Here is an 18156-nt window from a genome sequence, read left to right as displayed (position 1 = left end):
ACAGTAAGTTACTCAGTTACGATCGTTTGAACCTGTGCCGGACCTGGGTTGTACCAGCCCCAGCCGCCGTAGCCATAGCGGTACGGATGTGGACCCCACATCCACGGATCGATCGGCTGCGGAGGCATGACAACCTGTTGGGCAATGCGCCAGCGTTTATAGCCGGTTACCTGCATGGTCATAAATTTGTACGGCGTGCTGCCGATTTTACCCTCAACCGTGCCGGTAATCGGCCCCACCACCGTCACCAGCTGCCCGCGGAAGTCGACCGGATCGAGGAAGCCGCTGACGTCAGCGTAGATGCGCCCACGAGAAGGCTCACCTAAAATCGGACGTGCGCCGCTGTCCAGTGGCACGGTGGCAATTTCCAGGCGGGTTTTACCCTGCTGGTTCACCATCTCAACCACCTTGCCACCGAAGCGCGCTTCCTGTCCCACGTACAGCTCAGGGGCATTCATTACACGCACCAGATCCTGCTGAGGCACCGGGCTGCTGCCTTTGATCGCATCAGGAACGGTTACGCAACCGCTCAGTGCTATGGCAACCGCGCCTGCCAGTAAAAGGCGTACTACGTTACTCTGAACCGCCATGATGCGACTCCTTTTTTTCTCAGTTCCTATTACTGAGATTCACTCGCGGCCAGGAAGTTTCTTCCACGCGACGGTGTTTCGTAAATAAACAGGTTCTGCATGCTCAACGGCCACGGTTTTTCCCGCCGCGAGAAGCTGACAGGCGATGGGCAGCATGTCTTCTGCAGCAGGCAGGAGCATGTTGCCCTCGACCAGCGTGATGCCCGTATTGCTTGCCATCTCCGGCCAGGCGGCCCAGCCCGTGCCGACCGTTGCCCACTCGCCGGAGAGCTGCGTCAGGCGCTCGGTCACGGCCTCGGGCTTAAGCACCGCCTCCGTCTCTTCGCCGTGCCACACGCCCTGCTCGTCGCGGGTATATTCAGCCCAGTAGACTTCGCCCATGCGGGCATCAATGGCTGCCAGCACGCGCGTTGCGCCGGTCATACGGTATGCGCCCTGCGCCATGGTCATCAGCGTGGAGACGCCAATCATCGGCAGTTCTGCACCCAGCGCCAGGCCCTGGGCAATACCAATCCCGATACGCACGCCGGTAAAACTGCCCGGCCCACGGCCATAGGCCAGCGCATCAAGATCGGTTAAGGCGGTGTGTCCCTGGTTCAGGATCGCCTTAACCAGAGGAAGAATACGTTGGGTGTGCTCTCGCGGGCACTCTTCGAAATGGGCACCGATCGCGCCATCGTTCCACAGGGCAACAGAACAGGCTTCTGTTGCCGTATCAATAGCCAGAATTCGCATTAGTCGTCGCGCTCTCGCAAGGGTCAGTCACAAAATGGCGCGCATTTTACCATACTCCGGGGCGAATTACTCCGCCGTCGGGTTCGCCAGGAAGCGAACCGCGCGTTTAATATCCCGCGTTCGGGGTGCGGGCGGCAGGCTGGCGAGAAAGGTCGCGCCGTAAGGGCGCATAACAAGGCGATTGTCGCAAATCACCAGCACGCCGCGATCGGAGACGTCGCGGATCAAACGCCCTACCCCCTGCTTCAGCGTAATGACCGCATCCGGGAGCTGAACGTCATCGAACGGATCGCCCCCGCGAAGGCGGCAATCTTCCATTCGCGCCTTGATCAGCGGATCGTCCGGCGAGGTAAACGGCAGCTTGTCGATAATGACCAGCGAAAGCGTATCACCGCGCACGTCCACCCCTTCCCAGAAGCTGCTGGTCGCCACCAGCAGGGCGTTACCCGCACTGACAAACTGCTGCAAAAGCTGCCCTTTGCTGGTCTCGCCCTGCAACAGTACCGGCAATGTCATGGTGGCGCGGAACTGCTCCGCCAGATCGCGCATCATCGCGTGGGATGTGCAGAGCATAAAGCAGCGGCCATTATTGGCCTCGATCATCGGTTTTAACATCGCCGCCAGATGACGGGCCGCCCCCGGCTGGTTGGGGAGCGGCAGGTTACGCGGCACACAGAGCAGCGCCTGTTTTTGGTAATCAAACGGGCTGGGTAACAGCAGAGATTCGGCCTGCTCAATGCCCAGGCGTTCGGTGAAGTGGTGCAGATCGTCATTCACCGACAAGGTTGCCGAGGTAAAAATCCAGCTGCCTGGCTTTTGCGCCATCACCTCCTTGAACTTGTCCGCCACGGTCAGCGGCGTCAGGGCCAGGGTGAAGTGACGCGAGGTGCATTCGTACCAGTAGCTGTATCCCGGCTGGTTGATCTCTTTGAGTCTTTTGAGCCGTGTACGATAGACCGTCGCGCGCTCAAAGGCGGCATCCAGCAGCGCAGAGCGGCCCAGCGACAGCTTCGCGACGTCGTAGCACAGCTCCAGCGCATCATCGAGCAGCAGCAGCGCACGCTGAATATTGCTGTCAGCCAGCAGTTCACGCAGGTTGCCGCGATAGCCCGGCTCACCCAGCTGCAGGCGGAAATCCTGGGCGCTTTGCGCCAGTCGATCGGCACACTTTTGCAGCTGCTGGGTATCTTTCAGTTCGGTGCGGTAGGCAATGGTGAAATCTTTTGCCAGATCCTGCAACTGGCGGCTGGAGAGCGACTGGCCGAAATACTGGCTGGCAATATCCGGCAACTGGTGGGCTTCATCGAAAATCATCACCTCGGCTTCAGGGATGAGTTCACCGAAGCCGCTGTCTTTCACCACCATATCGGCCAGAAACAGATGATGGTTGACCACCACCACGTCTGCGTCCATCGCGGTTTTACGCGCCTTGACCACAAAACACTCTTTATACAGCGGGCAATCGCTGCCAAGGCAGTTATCGTTGGTGCTGGTTACCAGCGGCCAGGCCGGGGAATCTTCCGGCACGCTCGCGCAGGTGCTGATATCCCCCTCCTCGGTCTGGTTCGCCCAGGCGCGAAGAATAATGACATCGCTCAGGGTCTGTACCGGCAGATCGCCCCCCGCCAGCGCCTGCTGCTCAAGCCGCTCGAGGCAGAGGTAGTTTGAGCGCCCTTTCAACAAGGCCAGCCGCCCTTTGTATTTCAGCGCTTTTGCCACCGTCGGCAAATCGCGGCTGTAGAGCTGGTCCTGCAGCGCTTTCGACCCGGTCGAGACGATCACCTTCTTCTTTGCACGCAGCGCAGGTGCGAGGTAAGCGTAGGTTTTCCCCGTGCCGGTACCGGCCTCAACCACCAGCGGCTGCGCCTGTTCAATTGCCTTTGCGACGGCGTGCGCCATCTGCCGCTGAGGTTCACGCGGGTTAAAGCCGGGAATGGCCTTTGCTAACTGGCCTTCTGGGGAAAAATCGTCTGCCACGGTGCTCTCTCACTGTATTTTTGCACAGGGATTATGTCAGCCCATCCCTTCCTGTGCCACCCCAAATAGTGACGAAGGGGGAACAATATGGCAGTCTTGCCGCCTGATATGAAAAATAACGAGGAAACGTTTATGTCAATTTTGCGCATTGATGCCGAAGCCCGCTGGTCTGACGTTGTGATCCATAACCAGACGCTTTACTACACCGGCGTGCCGGCCAACCTGGACGCAGATGCCTATGAGCAGACGGCTAACACCCTGGCACAAATTGATGCCGTGCTGGAGAAACAGGGCAGCGACAAATCCCGCATTCTGGATGCCACTATTTTCCTGGCGAATAAAGAAGATTTTGCGGCGATGAACAAAGCCTGGGATGCGTGGGTTGTGGCGGGTCACGCGCCTGTACGTTGCACCGTACAGGCCACGCTGATGAAACCGGAATATAAGGTTGAGATTAAGATTATCGCGGCGGTTTAAGCCCGATTACTCTTCGTCTTCTTCATCCTCGAAACGCGCCACGATCCGCTCACCGGTATGGGTGGCGCGAAGTTCTTCTGCCACCTGAGAAATAGCCTGTCCGCTGCTCATCCCCTGGGACATCAGCTCCTGAATTCGCTCAACCGCTTTCTGCTGCTGGTCGTGGCTTAGAGAAGGTAAACCTGCAAACATCGTCAACTCCTGCTAAATTATTCGCGCTCATTATTTCACGCTGCCGGTAGTATGCCACACATGAACACGCGCTTGCCCACTGTTATTACCCTGCCCTGGCGTGCTGACGCCGCCGAATTCTGGTTTGCCCGCCTGAGCCACCGTCCGTACGCCATGCTGCTGCACTCCGGCCATGCTGACCATCCTTATAGCCGGTTTGATATCCTGGTTGCTGACCCGCTGGAAACCCTGGTCACGCGGGGAAACCTCACCACGGTGGGAGGGCTGGAATCCAGCGACGATCCGCTCACCCTGCTCCAGCTGCGCCTTGATGCCCTTGGCTTATCTGCTTCGCCCCATCCTGACCTGCCCTTCCAGGGCGGCGCGCTCGGGCTGTTTGGCTACGATCTCGGGCGTCGGTATGAAACGTTGCCTGACATCGCGCAGCGGGATATTGCCATTCCGGATATGGCGGTAGGGTTGTACGACTGGGCGCTGATTGTCGATCACCACCGGCAGCGCGTCTTGCTCCTGAGCCATGCGGACGTCCACGCCCGGCTCGCCTGGCTTGAGGCGCAGACACCCGCGACACCACAGCCTTTCAGCCTGACCTCAGGCTGGCGGTCCAACATGACCGCCCCGGCGTATGCCGAGAAGTTCGCCCGCGTTCAGGCCTGGCTGCAAAGCGGCGATTGCTATCAGGTTAACCTTGCCCAGCGGTTCCAGGCGACCTATGAGGGCGACGAGTGGCAGGCGTTTTGCCATCTTAATGCCAGCAATAAAGCGCCCTTTAGCGCCTTTATCCGCCTGGACGAGGGGGCGATCCTGAGCCTTTCGCCGGAGCGTTTTATTCATCTGGCCGATCGGACTATTCAGACCCGCCCCATCAAAGGCACGCTGCCGCGCGTTGCCGACCCGGTTGCCGACCGCCAGCAGGCGGAGAAACTGGCGTCATCCCCAAAGGACCGCGCCGAAAATTTGATGATTGTCGATTTGATGCGCAACGACATTGGCCGCGTGGCCGAGCCGGGCAGCGTGCGCGTGCCTGAGCTGTTTGTGGTTGAAGCATTCCCGGCCGTTCACCATCTGGTGAGCACCATCACTGCACGACTGCCCGCTTCACGCACCGCCTGCGACCTGCTGCGCGCCGCATTCCCCGGCGGGTCGATTACCGGCGCACCAAAAGTCCGGGCGATGGAAATCATCGACGAGCTGGAGCCGCACCGCCGCAACGCCTGGTGTGGCAGCATTGGCTACATCAGCCTGTGCGGCACCATGGACACCAGCATCACCATCCGCACCGTGACCGCCTGGGACGGCAGCCTATACTGCTCTGCGGGCGGCGGCATTGTTGCAGACAGTGAGGTACAGTCGGAATATCAGGAAACCTTTGATAAAGTTAACCGTATCCTGAAGCAACTGGAGAAGTAACGGGTGAAGAATGAGAACCTGACGCTCGATGCGTTTATGTCACGCTTTCAGCTTTTGCGCCCGCAGGTGAGCCGCGAAACCCTGAATCAACGTCAGGCCGCGGTGCTGATCCCGGTGGTACGTCGCGAACAACCCGGTCTTCTGCTGACCCAGCGCTCGCCGCATATGCGCAAGCATGCCGGTCAGGTCGCGTTCCCCGGCGGGGCCGTCGACAGTACCGACGCCTCGCTGATTGCCGCTGCGCTGCGCGAAGCGCACGAAGAGGTCGCCATCCCGCCTGAGGCCGTGGAAATCATCGGGGTGCTGCCGCCCGTTGACAGCGTCACCGGATTTCAGGTCACTCCCGTCGTCGGTATTATCCCGCCCGACCTTCAGTATCACGCCAGCGTCGACGAGGTAGCCGCGGTGTTCGAAATGCCGCTGGAAGAAGCGCTGCGTCTTAGCCGCTATCACCCTCTGGATATTCAGCGCCGTGGGCACGAACATCGGGTGTGGTTATCCTGGTACCAGCATTATTTTGTCTGGGGCATGACCGCAGGCATCATTCGTGAGCTGGCTCTGCAAATCGGCCTGAAGCCTTGACTATACTTTACATTCCTGGAAACGGTGACGGTTTGCGAGGCGCGTCTCAGCATTAGTAATTCAGAGGTTAAGCATTAGTTTAATTCATGTGAATAGTTAAGCCGACACCGACGTTCCCTCATACACTATGCGCAGTTATAACATCGTTACTGGAGACCCGGTAACCCTGTCAGGAGTGTAAACGTGATTAGTATATTCGACATGTTCAAAGTGGGAATTGGTCCTTCTTCTTCCCACACTGTAGGGCCGATGAAGGCCGGTAAACAGTTCGTCGATGATCTGGTCGAAAAAGGATTACTGGAAAGCGTTACCCGTGTCGCCGTGGATGTTTACGGTTCACTGTCATTAACGGGTAAAGGCCACCACACCGATATCGCCATTATTATGGGTCTGGCAGGTAACATGCCGGACACCGTAGATATTGATGCCATTCCGGCATTTATCCGCGACGTGGAAACGCGCGGTCGCCTGCTGCTGGCCAATGGTCAGCAGGAAGTGGATTTCCCGCAAAACGACGGCATGCGTTTTCGCAGCGACAACCTGCCGCTGCATGAAAATGGCATGACCATTCACGCCTGGAGCGGTGAAAAAGAGATTTACAGCAAAACCTATTACTCCATCGGCGGTGGTTTCATCGTGGATGAAGAGCATTTCGGTAAAGATACCGCTGGCGACGTGAACGTGCCGTATCCGTTCAAGTCAGCCACTGAGATGCTGGGCTTTTGCAAAGAGACCGGCCTGTCGCTGTCCGGCATGGTGATGCAGAACGAACTGGCGCTGCACAGCAAGAAAGAGATTGAAGACTATTTTGCTAACGTCTGGCAAACCATGCGCGCCTGTATCGATCGCGGGATGAATACCGAAGGGGTGCTTCCTGGCCCGCTGCGCGTTCCGCGTCGCGCCTCTGCCCTGCGCCGCATGCTGGTTACCACCGACAAGTTCTCCAATGACCCGATGAACGTCGTGGACTGGGTGAACATGTTTGCCCTCGCGGTAAACGAAGAGAACGCCGCCGGTGGTCGCGTGGTGACGGCACCTACCAACGGTGCGTGCGGTATCGTGCCTGCCGTTCTGGCCTACTACGATCACTTCATCGAACCGGTCACGCCGGATATTTACATCCGTTACTTCCTCGCCTCGGGTGCGATTGGCGCGCTGTATAAGATGAACGCCTCAATTTCCGGTGCTGAAGTGGGTTGTCAGGGTGAAGTGGGCGTGGCCTGCTCGATGGCCGCTGCCGGTCTTGCAGAGCTGCTGGGCGCAAGCCCTGAGCAGGTGTGCGTGGCGGCAGAAATCGGCATGGAGCACAACCTCGGTCTGACCTGCGATCCGGTTGCAGGTCAGGTTCAGGTACCGTGTATTGAGCGTAACGCGATTGCTTCGGTGAAAGCGATCAACGCCTCGCGCATGGCGATGCGCCGTACCAGCGAACCGCGCGTATCGCTGGATAAGGTTATCGAAACCATGTACGAGACCGGCAAAGATATGAACGCGAAGTACCGCGAGACCTCCCGCGGCGGCCTGGCCATCAAGGTTCAGTGCGACTAATACTCCCTTACGCCCATCTGCAACAGATGGGCGAATTTTTGTCTCCCGTCTCGTCTCCTCCCGCAATCCCCACTACACTTTCTCTGTTGCTTCCGGCTTTTGGGGCTGGCAGCGTATCGGGCGACCGTTCATGCAAACTGCACAGACGATCATTAAAGACTATCGCCGAAAACGCGTTATCGTCTGTGTAACGGTTGCGCTCCTTACGCTCATCCTGACGCTGGGCATCCGGTTTATTTCCCAGCGGAACGTCAATCAGGAACGCATTCTGGACTTTACCCGCCATACCGTCGTCTCTCTCGATAACATCCTGATAGCCCTGGACAATCACCGTGAGGTGCTGCAATCCCTGGTGGGCGAACCCTGTCCGCAGGCCCATCTGGTGCTGCGCAAGCAGGCTGCGATGCTTCAGACCGTTCGCTCCATCGCCCTTGTTCAGGACGGGGTGGTCTATTGCTCCAGTATTTTTGGCAGCCGAAACCTCCCCGTGCGCGAGGTTCAGCCGATGCTGCCGGCCAGCGAACCCAGGCTGATTTTGTCCACCGACCGCTGGCTGCTGCTCGGCAGCCCGATCCTGATCCAGTGGTATCCGGTTTCTGGAAACGGCGAAAACGGGCTGATGGAAGTCGTCAATATTGAACTGCTCACCCGAATGCTTCTGGAGCCCCAGCGCCCACTGATCACTGACGTGGTGCTGACCGTAGGCGACCAGTCATTGCGTTACGGCCAACAGGTGACCGATTCGCTGATCTTTGATGATAGCGACGTACTGCTGACGCAAAATTCAGCTCGCTACCCTTTCAGCATCACCGTGAGCGGCCCCGGCCCCGGTGTCATGGCGTTGAAAAACCTCCCTACCCAACTCCCGCTGGCGTTGATGTTGAGCCTGCTGGTGGGGTACATCGCCTGGCTTGCCACCGCCCGCCGGATGAGCTTTACCTGGGAGATCAATATGGGGCTGGCGGCGCGTGAATTTGAGCTGTTCTGCCAGCCGCTGGTCAATGCCAGAACGCAGGAGTGCGTGGGCGTTGAGATCCTGCTGCGCTGGAATAACCCGCGTCAGGGCTGGATTTCGCCCGACGTGTTTATTCCCCTGGCCGAGGAGCACAACCTGATTGCCCCCCTCACCCGCTACGTCATTTTTGAAACCGTGCGCCAGCTCGGGTATTTCCCGGCGACGCCCGGTTTTCACATCGGCATTAACGTGGCTGCCAGCCATTTCCGCCGGGGCATCCTGCTACAGGATCTCAACCGCTTGTGGTTCCATTCGCACCCCATTCAGCAGCTGGTGATCGAGCTAACGGAGCGCGACGCTCTGCTGGATGTTGATTACCGCATCGTGCGCGAGCTCCACCGCAAGGGCATTAAGCTGGCGATTGATGATTTTGGTACCGGCAGTAGCTCGCTGTCATGGCTGGAAAAACTTCACCCGGACGTGCTGAAAATTGATAAGTCGTTCACCACCGCCATCGGCACTGACGCCGTAAATTCGACGGTGACGGATATTATTATCGCGCTGGGCCAGAGGCTGAACATTGAACTGGTTGCGGAAGGGGTTGAGACAGAAGAACAGTCGCGGTATCTGCGCCGTCACGGGGTGCATATTTTACAGGGGTATCTTTATGCGCGGCCAATGCCGCTGAGGGAGTTTCCGAGGTGGCTGGCGGGGAGTAGCCCCCCGCCAGCGCAGCATAACGGGCACATTGTGCCCCTGATGCCGATGCGTTAAACAGCCTTACTCTTCTTCGTCATGCGCGGACTGCTCTTTAACAATACGCACCATATCCACACGATAGTCGTTGGCTTCGACAATGGTGATATGCAGCGGCGGCAGCTCGATAACGTCACCGACGCGCGGGATTTGCCCGTTAACGGCAATCACCAGCCCGGCAACCGTTGCAGAATCGTCCTCGTCGTTGACCACGTTTTCAACGCCCAGCATGTGCGAGAGCGTATGCAGATCGGTGGTCCCTTTGACCAGCCAGCCTTCGCCGTCGTTCACGATCTCCGGGGTTTCATCCGCATCCGGGAATTCACCGGCAATCGCTTCCAGTACGTCCAGCGGCGTGACCAGCCCCTGCACCACACCAAACTCGTTGGTGACGATGACAAAGCTGCCGCGTGCGCGACGCAGTACGCCCAGCAGGTTGATCGGATCCAGCGTTTCCGGCACCACGATCGCCGGGGAGGCGGCAGCCACCGCTTCAACGTTAACCCCATCTTCCAGCGCTACCAGCATCTCTTTTGCTCGCACAACGCCAATAATTTCATCCAGTTCACCACGGCACACCGGGAACAGACTGTGCGGCGAAGAGAGCAGTTGCTGGCGAATTTCGTCGACGCTCAGGTTGGCATCCACCCAGCTGATTTCACCGCGCGGCGTCATAATACCGCGCAGAGAGCGGGAGGCCAGCGAGAGCACGCCGTTGATCATGTAGCGCTCTTCTTCAACAAACGCCCCTTCCGGGACCGGCACCGGGTTACGGTTTTCGCTGTCAGACTGCACGTTCACCTGGCGACGACCGCCCATCAGACGCAGAATGGCGTCGGCGGTGCGGGCGCGCAGCGGCAGGTTCGACTGCTGCTTGATAAAGTTCCGGCGCGCAATCTGGTTAAACAGCTCGATAATGATCGAGAAACCAATCGCGGCGTACAGGTAGCCTTTCGGAATATGGAAGCCAAAACCTTCTGCCACCAGGCTGAGACCAATCATCAGCAGGAAGCTCAGACACAGGACCACCACCGTCGGATGCTGGTTGACGAAACGCGTCAGCGGTTTAGACGCCAGCAGCATGACCGCCATAGCAATAACAACCGCCGCCATCATCACCGGCAGGTGGTTCACCATACCGACCGCCGTGATCACCGCATCCAGGGAGAAGACCGCATCCAGCACCACAATCTGCAACACCACGACCCAGAAGCTGGCATAGCCCTTCCCGTGGCCATCGTCGTGCTGGCGATTCTCCAGCCGCTCGTGAAGCTCGGTAGTCGCTTTGAAGAGCAGGAAGATACCCCCGATGAGCATAATCAAATCACGCCCGGAGAAGGTGTAGTCCATCACCGAGAATAGCGGTTTGGTCAGCGTAACCATCCACGAGATCACGGACAGCAGGCCCAGACGCATGATCAGCGCCAGCGAGAGGCCAATCAGACGTGCCTTATCGCGCTGCTTAGGCGGCAGCTTGTCGGCAAGGATGGCGATAAACACCAGGTTATCAATACCGAGAACGATTTCGAGCACGACAAGCGTGAGTAATCCTACCCAGATTGACGGGTCCATTAAGAATTCCATGACAAGCTCCTGCTAAAGGAATGACGAAACGGTGCCCCACTCAACGAGGGCAAATCAAAGGCAGACAGAGTCGGTGCGTGGCAAGAATTGCCGGTGAAAAAGGCGCAATGTGGCCTGGAGGATGACTGACGTCGGTGACGGTCCATATAGTGGGCTGCTGCCCTATACTCCTGATCGATTAAACGGAGGCTAAACATATCAGAGACAATAAGATTTTGGCAAAGATTTACTTTCTTTTGCAAAAAGGTGTTACGACTAAATTTTCGACGCGTAATTTCTCTTTTTCGAAAGCTAAATTACGGATCTTCATCACATAAATTATTTTTTCACTGTCTAAAATAAATCGCGGAAGTCTTAGTTAATTTAACTCTAACCCTTATCTGAATCGATTCGGTACACGTAAGACGATTCTCAGTACGCCTGCACCGTGGGCGTATCAATGATAATAAAAGGAGGTAGCAAGTGACCATTGCTATTGTCATAGGCACACATGGTTGGGCTGCAGAGCAGCTACTCAAAACGGCAGAAATGCTGTTGGGTGAGCAGGAAAACGTAGGCTGGATCGATTTCGTTCCCGGTGAAAACGCCGAAACGCTGATCGAGAAATATACTGCTCAGCTTGAGAAGCTGGATACCAGCAAAGGCGTGCTGTTTCTCGTTGATACATGGGGCGGCAGCCCGTTTAATGCTGCCAGCCGCATTGTCGTCGATAAAGAGCATTATGAAGTTGTCGCCGGGGTAAATATCCCGATGCTGGTGGAAACCTTCATGGCGCGCGACGACAACCCTGATTTTGACGAACTGGTCGCGCTGGCGGTTGAAACCGGCCGCGAAGGTGTGAAAGCACTGAAAGCGCAGCCGGTTGAAAAACCCGCGCCTGTTGCCGCGGCCCCTAAAGCTGCCGCACCGGCGAAACCGATGGGTGCTAACGATTACATGGTCATCGGCCTTGCGCGTATCGATGACCGCTTAATCCACGGCCAGGTCGCGACGCGCTGGACCAAAGAGACCAACGTTAAGCGCATTATCGTTGTCAGCGACGAAGTGGCCGCGGACACCGTTCGTAAAACCCTTCTCACCCAGGTAGCTCCGCCGGGCGTCACCGCCCACGTGGTGGATGTCGCCAAAATGATCCGTGTTTATAACAACCCGAAATACGCGGGCGAACGCGTGATGCTTCTGTTTACTAACCCGACAGACGTCGAGCGCATTGTTGAAGGCGGCGTGAAAATTACCTCCGTTAACATCGGTGGCATGGCTTTCCGCCAGGGCAAAACGCAGGTCAACAACGCGATTTCAGTCGATGAGAAAGATATCGAGGCGTTCAACAAACTGAATGCCCGCGGTATTGAGCTGGAAGCCCGTAAGGTTTCCACTGACCAGAAACTGAAGATGATGGATTTGATCGGCAAAGTCGGGAAATAACCCGCGCCGGTTTTTCACATAAAGCTTATGTAATAGGAGAAGTACAATGGAGATTACCACTCTTCAGATTGTGCTGGTGTTCGTCGTCGCATGTATTGCGGGTATGGAATCCGTACTTGATGAATTTCAGTTCCACCGCCCTTTGGTGGCCTGTACGCTGATTGGTGCCGTTCTCGGTGATATGAAAACCGGTATCATCATCGGGGGTACCCTGGAGATGATCGCCCTCGGCTGGATGAACATCGGTGCCGCCGTTGCGCCTGATGCCGCGCTGGCCTCTATCATCTCAACCGTTCTGGTTATTGCCGGTCATCAGAGCATCGGTGCGGGTATTGCCCTGGCGATCCCACTGGCAGCAGCAGGCCAGGTACTGACCATCATCGTTCGTACTATCACCGTGGCCTTCCAGCACGCAGCGGATAAGGCGGCGGATAATGGCAACCTGACGGCGCTCTCCTGGATCCACGTTTCGTCCCTGTTCCTGCAGGCGATGCGTATCGCGATCCCGGCGGTTATCGTTGCTATCTCCGTCGGTACCAGCGAAGTGCAGAGCATGCTGAACGCCATTCCAGAAGTGGTCACCGGTGGTCTGAACATTGCAGGCGGCATGATCGTTGTGGTCGGTTATGCGATGGTTATCAACATGATGCGTGCGGGCTACCTGATGCCGTTCTTCTACCTCGGCTTCGTGACTGCGGCCTTCACCAACTTCAACCTGGTTGCACTGGGTGTGATTGGTGCCGTCATGGCGATTCTCTATATCCAGCTGAGCCCGAAATATAACCGCGTTGCGGGTGCGCCGGTGCAGGCCGCTGGTAATAACGATCTCGATAACGAACTGGACTAGCAGGTGAGCGACATGGTTGATATGACAAAAACTACCCCTGAGAAGAAACTGACTCCGGGTGATATTCGTGGCGTGTTCATCCGTTCTAACCTGTTTCAGGGTTCATGGAACTTCGAACGTATGCAGGCGCTGGGCTTCTGCTTCTCCATGGTACCGGCGATCAAACGCCTCTACCCTGAAAACAACGAAGCGCGCCGTCAGGCGATAAAGCGTCACCTGGAATTCTTCAACACCCATCCTTACGTCGCCGCCCCGGTACTGGGCGTGACGCTGGCGATGGAAGAGCAGCGTGCAAACGGCGCAGAGATTGACGATGGTGCCATCAACGGTATCAAAGTTGGTCTGATGGGGCCGCTGGCAGGCGTGGGTGACCCTATCTTCTGGGGAACCGTGCGTCCGGTCTTTGCGGCGCTGGGTGCCGGGATCGCGATGAGCGGTAGCCTGCTCGGCCCTCTGCTGTTCTTCATCCTGTTCAATGCCGTCCGTCTGCTGACCCGTTACTACGGTGTGGCTTACGGCTACCGTAAGGGTGTGGACATCGTGAAGGACATGGGCGGCGGCTTCCTGCAGAAACTGACCGAGGGGGCGTCTATTCTCGGCCTGTTTGTCATGGGGGCATTGGTTAACAAATGGACGCACGTGAACATCCCGCTGGTGGTCTCAACCATCACCGGCCAGGATGGACAGACTCGCGTGACCACCGTGCAGACTATCCTGGACCAGCTGATGCCGGGCCTGGTACCGCTGCTGTTGACCTTCGCCTGTATGTGGCTGCTGCGCAAAAAAGTTAACCCGCTGTGGATCATCGTTGGCTTCTTTGTCATCGGTATCGCGGGCTACGCGGTCGGCCTGCTGGGTCTGTAAGAACGTGTTATAAGCCGGGGGCTTGCCCCCGGTTTTTTTTATCTGGAGGATGAATGACTGTCACGGACATCGTACTGGTTTTGTTTATTGTTGCCCTTCTGGCTTACGCGATCTATGACGAATTCATCATGCCTCGCCGTCACGGCGAGACGCTGCTTGCCCTACCCCTTTTGCGCCGTGGACGCGTTGATGCGTTTATCTTCGCGGGCCTTATCGTCATTCTTATTTACAACAACGTCATGAGCCACGGTGCATTATTAACCACATGGTTATTATGTGCGCTGGCATTGATGGCCATTTATCTTTTCTGGATCCGTACGCCTAAAATCATCTTCAAACGCAGTGGTTTTTTCTTCGCCAATGTATGGATAGAATATAACCGTATTAAAGAGATGAATTTATCCGAAGACGGCGTACTGGTGATGCAATTAGAACAGCGCCGCCTGCTTATTCGCGTGAAGAATATTGACGACCTGGAAAGAATATATCAATTACTCCTTAAAACTCAGTAAGTTATCTATATAGCCATGGCTATATCCTGTCTTTATTTCAGGACGTAAATATAGCCAAAGCTATATTCATCGCGTTATTTCCCTTATATTTATTAACGATAAATTCACTAATAAACCTAAATGAAAATCGTTATCAACAAGTTAATAAATTAATAGCGCGCCGTTGTTGTTTTATATTCTCAAATTATGTTAAGGTTGCGCCCGTCGTTGGGGAGTAGCTAATTTTCTGTTTTCAGAAAATGTACGTGTCAACATACTCGTTGAAAAACGTGGCGCGTACGGATCGTTTGTAGCACGGTTTACGTGCGTCACGGTCAGGCGAGACCATAGATACATCAACTGCTGTTTACTGGGGGCAGTGATGTGTCATATGGATATCCCCGGTCTGGATGCTGTCATGAATATCTCCGCCACAATTCTTCTCGCTTTCGGCATGTCTATGGACGCATTTGCGGTTTCCATCAGCAAAGGTGCCACGCTCCACAAACCTAAATTCTCTGAAGCACTGCGCACGGGTCTGATTTTTGGTGCTATCGAAGCGCTCACGCCGCTAATAGGCTGGGGGCTGGGTATGCTTGCCAGCCAGTTCGTGCTGGAGTGGAGCCACTGGATTGCCTTTGTCCTGCTGGTCTTTCTGGGTGGACGCATGGTGATCGAAGGCGTGCGCGGAAACAGCGACGACGACGCAGAGCCTCAGCACCGCCACGGTTTTTGGCTGTTAGTCACCACCGCGATTGCCACCAGCCTTGATGCAATGGCGGTCGGGGTGGGTCTGGCCTTCCTGCAGGTGAATATCATTGCCACCGCGCTGGCTATCGGCTGTGCGACGCTCATTATGTCTACCCTGGGCATGATGGTTGGTCGGTTTATTGGCCCGCTGCTGGGCAAGCGAGCCGAAATTTTGGGCGGGATCGTGTTGATCGGCATTGGTGCCCAAATCCTCTGGGCACACTTCGCGGGTTAATCTTCGCGCTGCCAGCAGTGGATACTGAAATCCGTCTGGCAGCAAAAGGTCGTCTGTTGCGCTAATTTTTCCCACACATCCGGCTTTGCTCGCCAGGCAAACGGCGTCATCTGCAGTAACGCCACAGCCTCTTCCCCGTTCAGGTTCATCTCATACGCTACCGCGAGCTCGTCTTTGAGCGTAAAGCCACCCAGCTGTTCCGAGTGCGGCGCATGCAGGCGCACGTCGTCATAGATGAGTCCCTTTAATTCCATGAGATGACGCGGGCCAGGCGTGACGGTTATCACCCATCCCCCCGGTTTCACCACGCGCGCCAGCTCCTCCGCCTTACAGGGCGCGTAGATTCGCACCACGGCATCCATACTCGCATTTTCAAACGGCAGGCGATGGCTTGATGCTACGCAAAACGTCACGGCCATATAGCGCTTCGCCGCGGCCCGAATCGCCACCTTTGAGACATCCAGCCCCCAGGTTTCTGCCCCTTTTGCCTTAGCTACGTCCGCAAACGCCCTCGTGTAATACCCTTCCCCGCAGCCAATATCCAGCACAGCCGTTGCGCCCTGCATCAGGTTTGCTGCCAGCAGCTGTGAAACGGTATCGCGCAGCGGCTGATAGTGTCCGGCATCAAGGAATGCACGGCGGGCCTGCATCATCTCCGCGCTGTCACCCGGATCGCGGGAGCGTTTGTGCTGCACCGGAAGAAGATTCACATACCCTTCTTTTGCCATATCAAATTGGTGTCCCTGCGGACAGGCAAAACTTTTCGCTGAGCGTGTCAACGGTGCGTGGCAAAGGGGACAGCTGAAAGACATGGTGACTCCGGGGGCATTCATCAAAGGGCGAAAGTGTACCGCTATTCGCCCTTGTAGAAAACGGCTGGGTTAACGCATGACGATCAGATGGTCAGAATCTGCCGCCAGGCCATCCGGTTTAACATTTTCGAGGCGCAGGACATTGCCCATGATTTCGCTAAACACCGGGGCTGAGACCGCCCCGCCGTAATAAGCCCCATTTTGAGGATCGTTAATCACAACGACCAGCGCAAAACGCGGATTGCTGGCGGGGGCGACGCCTGCGGTGTAGGCAACGTATTTATCGACATATTTACCGCTTTCATCAATTTTCTTCGCCGTGCCGGTTTTCACCGCCACGCGGTAGTCGCGTACCGCCGCCTTCACGCCGCCTCCGCCCGGAAGCGCAACGCTCTCCATCATATGCTCGACTTCATGGGCAATCTCTTCCGGCATCACCCGTTTGCCGATAACGGGCGGATCGATGCGGGTGATCGACAGCGGGCGTTCAAGTCCGTAACTTCCGATAGTGGCATAAACATGGGCCAGCTGCAGCGGCGTGACCATCAGTCCATAGCCAAAGGCAAACGTCGCGCGATCGAGCTGGCTCCAGTACTTGCGATTTGGCAGAAGGCCGGAACTCTCGCCGGTTAAGCCAAGGCCGGTGCTGGTGCCAAAGCCAAAGTTTTTGTAGGTATCAAGCAACCGCTGAATGGGCATCGCCAGAGACAGGCGGGATACGCCGGTATCGCTGGACTTTTGCAGGATCCCGGTCATGGTCAGCTCCGGGTAATAACCCACGTCGCGGATACGGTGACCGTCCAGCGTGTAGGGATGGGTGTCGATCACGCTGTCCGGCTGAACCAGCCCCTGCTGGAGGGCGGTCATGAGCACCAGCGGCTTGACGGTGGAGCCGGGTTCAAAGGTGTCGCTGATGGCGCGATTGCGGAAATCATTCAGCGTCGCCCCCTCGCGGTTGTTGGGGTTGAAGTCCGGGAAATTCGCCATCGCCAGAATTTCGCCGGTCTGGATATTAATCAGCACCGAAGCGCCCGATTCGGCTTTGTTCCAGGCGACGGCGTTGTCCAGCGCGTCTTCAGTGATGGTTTGCAAACGCTCATCGATACTCAGCTGGATGTTATGCGCGGGCACCGGAGCGACTTCCGTGAGGTTTTCGATAACATGGCCGTAGCGGTCTTCCCGCACCTGCCGGACACCGGGCTTGCCCGTCAGTTGCGCATTGAAGCTTTTTTCTACGCCTTCAATACCCTGACCATCAATATTGGTAAAACCGATAAGATTCGCCGCGACGTGCCCGGCGGGATAAAAACGCCGCGACTCATCACGCAGGTTAATACCCGGTAAATTGAGCTTATCGATCCACTGCGCCTGAGACGGGTCCACCTGGCGGGCGAGATAGATAAACCGCCCATGAGGATTGCTGTTAATTCGGGAGGCAAGCGTCCCGAGAGACAGATGCAGCGCTTTCGCCAGCGCCTGCCAGCGTTCATCGAACCCGACGCCGCCTTTTGCCAGCACCGTTTTCGGATCGGCCCACACGGCTCTGACAGGCACGCTCACGGCAAGGGGCCGTCCTTCGCGATCGACAATCATGCCACGCGGCGCGTCGATCGCGAGCTGTCGCAGGGAGCGCATATCTTCCTGCTTAACCAGATTATCGGGTTTGATAATTTGCAGCCAGGCCACGCGGCCCAGCAGAAAAACGAGACTACCCAGAATGGCGAGACACAGCAGAGCAAAACGCACCGGCGTGAAGTTTCCGGTGGTCATTATGGTTTTCTTTTTCACCTGAACCCCAGGACAATGAATCAACGCCCTGATTTAACGGGAAAACTTTGTCGTGAGGGGGAAAAACAATGCTAATAATGTCGAAGCTTTGCAACAAGTTGCGAACAAGGTCGCCGTCAGTCATATTCTGAAAGAAAC

Annotated in this window: 18 protein-coding genes and 1 riboswitch; of the genes, 10 read left to right on the top strand and 8 right to left on the bottom strand. The window is 56.6% G+C overall.

Translation table 11 applies throughout. The annotated features are described in order from the left end of the window. Nucleotides 1-8 precede the first annotated feature (8 nt). The 3 genes from I6L58_RS22470 to I6L58_RS22460 all read right to left on the bottom strand — a co-directional run bounded on the left by I6L58_RS22470 (nucleotide 9) and on the right by I6L58_RS22460 (nucleotide 3302). Nucleotides 9-590 (bottom strand): Slp family lipoprotein, encoded by a 582-nt coding sequence (locus I6L58_RS22470; RefSeq protein ID WP_058610218.1) that lies wholly within the window; start codon nucleotides 588-590, stop codon nucleotides 9-11. Between the two features lie 39 nt (nucleotides 591-629). Then, complete coding sequence (gene tsaB / locus I6L58_RS22465) at nucleotides 630-1325, bottom strand: tRNA (adenosine(37)-N6)-threonylcarbamoyltransferase complex dimerization subunit type 1 TsaB (protein ID WP_006175962.1); 696 nt, start codon at nucleotides 1323-1325, stop codon at nucleotides 630-632. Nucleotides 1326-1391: 66 nt separating this feature from the next. Continuing rightward, nucleotides 1392-3302, bottom strand: a complete 1911-nt coding sequence (locus I6L58_RS22460; protein WP_088208283.1) for an ATP-dependent DNA helicase — start codon at nucleotides 3300-3302, stop codon at nucleotides 1392-1394. Between the two features lie 132 nt (nucleotides 3303-3434). Between I6L58_RS22460 and I6L58_RS22455 the strand changes: the two genes are divergently transcribed. Then, nucleotides 3435-3779, top strand: coding sequence for a RidA family protein (locus tag I6L58_RS22455; protein ID WP_088208410.1), 345 nt, complete (start codon nucleotides 3435-3437; stop codon nucleotides 3777-3779). A gap of 6 nt (nucleotides 3780-3785) precedes the next feature. On the opposite strand, the gene I6L58_RS22450 is transcribed toward I6L58_RS22455, so the two are convergent. Further along, nucleotides 3786-3971, bottom strand: coding sequence for a YoaH family protein (locus tag I6L58_RS22450; RefSeq protein WP_088208282.1), 186 nt, complete (start codon nucleotides 3969-3971; stop codon nucleotides 3786-3788). Between the two features lie 60 nt (nucleotides 3972-4031). Between I6L58_RS22450 and pabB the strand changes: the two genes are divergently transcribed. The 4 genes from pabB to I6L58_RS22430 all read left to right on the top strand — a co-directional run bounded on the left by pabB (nucleotide 4032) and on the right by I6L58_RS22430 (nucleotide 9240). After that, a complete protein-coding gene (gene pabB / locus I6L58_RS22445; RefSeq protein ID WP_088208281.1) occupies nucleotides 4032-5381 on the top strand; it encodes an aminodeoxychorismate synthase component 1 in 1350 nt (449 codons plus the stop codon). Nucleotides 5382-5417: 36 nt separating this feature from the next. Next, nucleotides 5418-5963 (top strand): CoA pyrophosphatase, encoded by a 546-nt coding sequence (locus I6L58_RS22440; RefSeq protein WP_153681881.1) that lies wholly within the window; start codon nucleotides 5418-5420, stop codon nucleotides 5961-5963. Between the two features lie 183 nt (nucleotides 5964-6146). Continuing rightward, nucleotides 6147-7511, top strand: coding sequence for an L-serine ammonia-lyase (gene sdaA / locus I6L58_RS22435; RefSeq protein ID WP_042320025.1), 1365 nt, complete (start codon nucleotides 6147-6149; stop codon nucleotides 7509-7511). A 130-nt stretch (nucleotides 7512-7641) separates the two neighbouring features. Further along, a complete protein-coding gene (locus I6L58_RS22430; RefSeq protein WP_088208280.1) occupies nucleotides 7642-9240 on the top strand; it encodes an EAL domain-containing protein in 1599 nt (532 codons plus the stop codon). 6 nt (nucleotides 9241-9246) lie between these two features. Here I6L58_RS22430 and yoaE read toward each other — a convergent pair whose 3' ends face one another. Continuing rightward, the gene (yoaE, locus tag I6L58_RS22425) at nucleotides 9247-10806 is read right to left on the bottom strand and encodes a CNNM family cation transport protein YoaE (protein ID WP_088208279.1); all 1560 of its coding nucleotides are present in this window, start codon (nucleotides 10804-10806) and stop codon (nucleotides 9247-9249) included. Then, nucleotides 10794-10952, bottom strand: coding sequence for a protein YoaL (locus tag I6L58_RS23075; RefSeq protein WP_390881734.1), 159 nt, complete (start codon nucleotides 10950-10952; stop codon nucleotides 10794-10796). Before I6L58_RS23075 ends, yoaE begins: the two co-directional genes overlap by 13 nt. Before the next feature lie 316 nt (nucleotides 10953-11268). Between I6L58_RS23075 and manX the strand changes: the two genes are divergently transcribed. From manX to mntP, 5 genes are all read left to right on the top strand, one after another. Further along, a complete protein-coding gene (gene manX, locus I6L58_RS22420; protein WP_088208278.1) occupies nucleotides 11269-12231 on the top strand; it encodes a PTS mannose transporter subunit IIAB in 963 nt (320 codons plus the stop codon). Between the two features lie 46 nt (nucleotides 12232-12277). Next, nucleotides 12278-13078 (top strand): PTS mannose transporter subunit IIC, encoded by an 801-nt coding sequence (manY, locus tag I6L58_RS22415; protein ID WP_006175977.1) that lies wholly within the window; start codon nucleotides 12278-12280, stop codon nucleotides 13076-13078. Nucleotides 13079-13090: 12 nt separating this feature from the next. After that, the gene (locus tag I6L58_RS22410) at nucleotides 13091-13942 is read left to right on the top strand and encodes a PTS mannose transporter subunit IID (protein WP_006175979.1); all 852 of its coding nucleotides are present in this window, start codon (nucleotides 13091-13093) and stop codon (nucleotides 13940-13942) included. A gap of 53 nt (nucleotides 13943-13995) precedes the next feature. After that, complete coding sequence (locus I6L58_RS22405) at nucleotides 13996-14454, top strand: DUF986 family protein (protein WP_006175981.1); 459 nt, start codon at nucleotides 13996-13998, stop codon at nucleotides 14452-14454. Between the two features lie 197 nt (nucleotides 14455-14651). After that, nucleotides 14652-14841, top strand: a riboswitch (yybP-ykoY riboswitch). A 10-nt stretch (nucleotides 14842-14851) separates the two neighbouring features. Next, nucleotides 14852-15418, top strand: a complete 567-nt coding sequence (gene mntP, locus I6L58_RS22400) for a manganese efflux pump MntP (protein WP_137848812.1) — start codon at nucleotides 14852-14854, stop codon at nucleotides 15416-15418. Here the strand turns inward: mntP and rlmA are convergent. Further along, entirely contained in the window at nucleotides 15415-16230 is an 816-nt protein-coding gene (gene rlmA, locus I6L58_RS22395) for a 23S rRNA (guanine(745)-N(1))-methyltransferase (RefSeq protein WP_088208276.1), read from the bottom strand. The two genes, mntP and rlmA, sit on opposite strands and share 4 nt — an antisense overlap. Nucleotides 16231-16299: 69 nt before the next feature. Next, on the bottom strand, nucleotides 16300-18000 hold the full coding sequence (gene ftsI, locus I6L58_RS22390) for a peptidoglycan glycosyltransferase FtsI (protein ID WP_006175988.1): 1701 nt from the start codon (nucleotides 17998-18000) through the stop codon (nucleotides 16300-16302). Nucleotides 18001-18156: the final 156 nt, after the last annotated feature.

Source organism: Enterobacter cancerogenus (genome assembly GCF_019047785.1).
In the GTDB taxonomy this organism is placed as follows: domain Bacteria; phylum Pseudomonadota; class Gammaproteobacteria; order Enterobacterales; family Enterobacteriaceae; genus Enterobacter; species Enterobacter cancerogenus.
This window is presented reverse-complemented; position numbering and strand designations above follow the sequence as displayed.